General features: G+C 38.0%; 4 protein-coding genes. 3 read left to right on the forward strand and 1 reads right to left on the reverse strand.

Annotated elements, in window-relative coordinates; genetic code table 11:
• Positions 1-1,160, reverse strand: a 1,160-nt coding sequence (locus ACIQZ6_RS12080; RefSeq protein WP_395811444.1) for a 3-deoxy-D-manno-octulosonic acid transferase, incomplete at its 3' end; no start/stop codon positions are given.
• Between the two features lie 193 nt (positions 1,161-1,353).
• Between ACIQZ6_RS12080 and ACIQZ6_RS12085 the strand changes: the two genes are divergently transcribed.
• The 3 genes from ACIQZ6_RS12085 to galE form a co-directional block, all read left to right on the forward strand.
• The gene (locus ACIQZ6_RS12085) at positions 1,354-2,667 is read left to right on the forward strand and encodes a UDP-glucose dehydrogenase family protein (RefSeq protein WP_395811446.1); all 1,314 of its coding nucleotides are present in this window, start codon (positions 1,354-1,356) and stop codon (positions 2,665-2,667) included.
• Entirely contained in the window at positions 2,667-3,650 is a 984-nt protein-coding gene (locus ACIQZ6_RS12090; RefSeq protein WP_395811450.1) for a UDP-glucuronic acid decarboxylase family protein, read from the forward strand. Before ACIQZ6_RS12085 ends, ACIQZ6_RS12090 begins: the two co-directional genes overlap by 1 nt.
• Positions 3,650-4,411 (forward strand): UDP-glucose 4-epimerase GalE (galE, locus tag ACIQZ6_RS12095; RefSeq protein ID WP_395811448.1); only part of this gene is annotated, 762 nt, incomplete at its 3' end. The genes ACIQZ6_RS12090 and galE, both read left to right, overlap by 1 nt.

Genomic DNA, 4,411 nt, shown 5'->3' on the forward strand with positions numbered 1-4,411 from the left:
CTTTTTATACGGTTGCTCTCCTTTGAAAGTATTTCCATTTGGGCATTTAATTCTTTTGAGTCATTTACTGAAAATGCAGATCCATTTTTGATTAGTTCAACTGCTTCTAAAAATGTTGAATAATTTGGCCCAAAAATAAGGGGTAAGCCAAATGCTGCAGCTTCAAGTGTATTATGGATGCCCACTCCAAATCCTCCTCCTACATAAGCTATATGCCCATATTGATAAATAGAAGAAAGTAATCCAATGTTATCAATGATTAAAACTTGTGGAATTTCATTAGTTTGTGTTTCAATATCCTGCTTTTGAATCGATGATAATTTAACTGAGTTTGGAAATTGTTTCTCAATACCCTCGATCCGGGCAGTATTTACTTCATGAGGAGCAATAATAAATTTCCAATCCGGATAAGTCAGTACTAAATTTAAAATTATCTTTTCATCGTCTGGCCAAGTGCTTCCACCAATAAAAACAGGTGCGCTTCCACAGAATTCTTCAACAACCTTAATTTGAATCGGGTTTTTTGCATTAAACTCTACCCGGTCGAATCGGGTGTCACCGCTTACCGTTACTTGCTTAATGCCAATCTGCCCTAATAGTTCTCTACTTTCTTTATTCTGAACAAATACATGTGAAACCCAGCCTAACATTTTGCGATGTAAACTCCCGTACCATTTAAAAAACGCCTGATCCTTCCTGAATATTCCTGATATGATGTAATGAGGGGTTTTATGATCATGGAGTGCTTCAAAATAGTGGTACCAGTATTCATATTTTGTAAAAACAGCAATCGTGGGGTTTATCAGGCTTACAAACTTCCTGGCATTGTTTCTAGTATCTATGGGTAGGTAAAAAACATGATCAGCTAAAGCGTAGTTTTTTCTGATCTCGTATCCTGATGGCGAAAAGAAAGTTATAACTATAGATGTGCCTGGATAATCAGCCTTTAGTTTTTCCAAAACGGATCTGCCTTGTTCAAACTCGCCTAATGAAGCAAAATGAAACCAGGCGTATCGTTTATTTTTATCAATACTACTTTCAATTCGTTCTAGAATTCCTTTTCGTCCATTTAACCACTGGGCAGCTTTTTTATTTTTGAGTGATACAAGTGTGATCAGTAGGGTATAAAAGCAGATTCCAGCATTGTATAAAAAAAGCATTTTTTAATTAAATTAATTCTTCATCGAAGTTAATATTTAATTTTTTATTTTTGTCGCTCTGTTTTAGATGAGAGAAACAGCAGTTTATCTATTCAATGGCTGTAAAACTCAATTTAAAAACAAAATGGGTAATGGAGGTCTTCCAATCTGGTGCCGGACATAAATTCATGGGCATAACAAACAAAAAATACGTATGAAAATTGCAGTTGTAGGTACAGGATATGTTGGTTTGGTAACGGGTACATGCCTGGCAGAAACAGGAAATACAGTTACCTGTGTCGATGTTAATGAGGAAAAGGTAAAAATGATGCAGGCATTTAAATTGCCCATATATGAACCCGGCCTAGATTTGCTTTTTCATAGAAACATTGACCAGGGAAGGTTGAAATTTACTACCAATCTAGCAGATGCCATTTCAGATGCACAGATCATTTATTTAGCCTTGCCTACACCGCCAAATGGCGATGGAGCAGCAGATCTCAGTTATGTTTTAGGCGCTGCTAAAGATATTGCAAAATTGATTACAGAATATAAGGTCATAGTTACCAAATCAACTGTACCAGTTGGTACGGCAGATAAAGTGATTAAGGTTTTCAAAGACAATACCTCAGTTGAGGTTGATGTAGTTTCAAATCCTGAATTTCTGCGCGAAGGGGTTGCAGTTGAAGATTTTATGAAACCAGATCGTGTTGTTGTAGGTACAGAAAGTGTTAGAGCACAAAAGCTAATGGCCGAGTTGTATGGCCCATATGTAAGACAGGGAAATCCAATTATATTCATGGATGCCCGTTCATCAGAACTAACTAAATATGCGGCAAATTCATTCCTAGCCACAAAAATTACCTTTATGAATGAAATTGCGAATCTGTGTGAGCTTGTTGGGGCTGATGTAGACGCCGTTAGAAAAGGAATAGGCTCTGATGACCGTATTGGGAAGCGCTTTTTATTTCCTGGTGTAGGGTATGGAGGCAGCTGCTTTCCCAAAGATGTTCAGGCTTTAGCGCATTCAGCCAGAGAGAACAAGTATGATTTTAAAATTCTCGAATCTGTCATGGAAGTCAATGATATCCAGAGGAAGGTATTGGTTGAGAAAATGAGGAAGTACTATGGCGGGCAGCTTAAAGGAAAGAAAATTGCTATTTGGGGTCTTGCATTTAAACCTGAAACAGATGATATCCGCGAAGCTCCTGCTCTTTACATTATAGAAGAGTTACTCAAAGACGGTGCGGTCATAAGCGCATTTGATCCCGAGGCAATAAGCAATGTAAAAAAGGTTGTGGGTGATAAAATTCACTATGGAGAGAATCAGTATGATATTTTGAAAGATGCAGATGCACTTGTAATTGTAACAGAGTGGTCGGTTTTCAGAACTCCTGATTTTGATAGGGTTGGGTCACTTTTGAAAAGTAAAGTTATTTTTGATGGCCGGAACTTATATGATTTGCAAAAAATGATTGACAGTGGCTATTATTATAACAGTATAGGTAGAAAAACCATCAGCATATGATCCCAAGAAAACGTATTTTAATAACAGGAGCAGCCGGATTTCTTGGCTCACACTTATCCGACCGGTTTATTAAGGAAGGTTTTCATGTGATTGGCATGGACAATCTGATTACCGGCGATCTCCGTAATATTGAACATTTATTTCCCCTTGAGAATTTTGAATTCTATAATCATGACGTATCTAAATTTGTTTATGTAGCAGGTAACCTCGATTATATTCTTCACTTCGCCTCTCCAGCAAGCCCTATCGATTATCTTAAAATTCCAATACAAACCCTAAAGGTTGGTTCTCTTGGTATTCATAATCTGCTGGGTTTAGCACGGTCTAAGAAATCTAGGATTCTGATTGCTTCAACTTCTGAGGTTTATGGTGATCCAACCGTAAACCCTCAACCTGAAGAGTATTGGGGCAATGTTAACCCCGTAGGACCACGAGGAGTTTATGATGAAGCCAAGCGTTTTCAGGAAGCAATGACCATGGCTTATCATACATTTCACGGTTTAGAGACTCGAATTGTCAGAATATTCAATACTTATGGCCCGCGGATGCGCCTGAATGATGGCAGGGTATTGCCTGCATTTATTGGTCAAGCCTTAAGAGGTGAAGACCTAACCGTGTTTGGTGATGGCTCTCAAACCCGTTCATTCTGTTATGTTGATGATCTGGTTGAAGGAATTTATCGCTTGCTATTCTCAGATTATTCCATGCCTGTAAATATTGGCAATCCTGATGAAATCACTATAAAAGAATTTGGTGAAGAGATCATCAAACTCACAGGAACAAAGCAAAAAATGATTTATAACCCTCTGCCTACCGACGATCCTAAACAACGGAGGCCCGATATTACTAAAGCCAGAAAAATACTTTCCTGGGAGCCTAAAGTTAACCGGGCAGAAGGTTTAAAGATCACTTATGATTACTTTAAATCACTGCCAGAGCATGAAATAAAGCATAAAGATTTTACATATTACAATACTAAATAATGCCCGGAAAGAAAATTTTAGTCACAGGTGGTACAGGTTATATAGGCTCGCATACCGTTGTTGAATTGATCAATGCTGGCTATGTTCCAGTAATTGTCGACAATCTTTCTAATTCAAGCCCTCAAATCATTGATCAAATCATGAAGATTACTGGCAAAAAGCCCGATTTCTTTAATTTTGATCTGTGCGATGAAAAGTTAACTCGTCAATTTCTGGATACGCACCCGGATATAGAAGGGATAGTACATTTCGCAGCATTTAAAAGTGTTGGTGAATCAGAAAAAGAACCTTTAAAGTATTATAAAAATAATATTTACTCACTTGTCAATCTACTTTTGGCTGCTTCTGATCGAAAGATGAATATTGTTTTTTCTTCGAGCTGTACTGTTTATGGAGAGCCGGATAGCCTGCCTGTAAATGAGCTGGCCGCAGTAAAAAAAGCCGAATCAACCTACGGAAATACGAAGCAGATTGCTGAAGAGATTTTAAGTGAAACTGCTCGGGTAAACCAAAACTTTAAGGTAATTGCACTTCGTTATTTTAATCCGGTAGGGGCTCATTCTTCGGCATTGATCGGTGAGCTTCCCATTGGTGTTCCTCAGAATTTGGTTCCTTTCATTACACAAGCTGCAATTGGTAAAAGGGGTAATATCATTGTTTTTGGTGATGATTACGATACGATCGATGGTACTTGTATCCGAGATTATATCCATGTAGTTGACCTTGCAAAGGCGCATGTTGCCGCGTTAAAGAAATTAGAA

Origin of the sequence: Daejeonella sp. (assembly GCF_044348475.1) — a bacterium.
Lineage (GTDB): Bacteria > Bacteroidota > Bacteroidia > Sphingobacteriales > Sphingobacteriaceae > Daejeonella.

What these genes read in the sequence shown, in the direction of transcription:
- ACIQZ6_RS12085 (WP_395811446.1), top strand. Translation starts at nt 1,354, where the DNA reads ATGAAAATTGCAGTTGTAGGTACAGGATATGTTGGTTTGGTAACGGGT.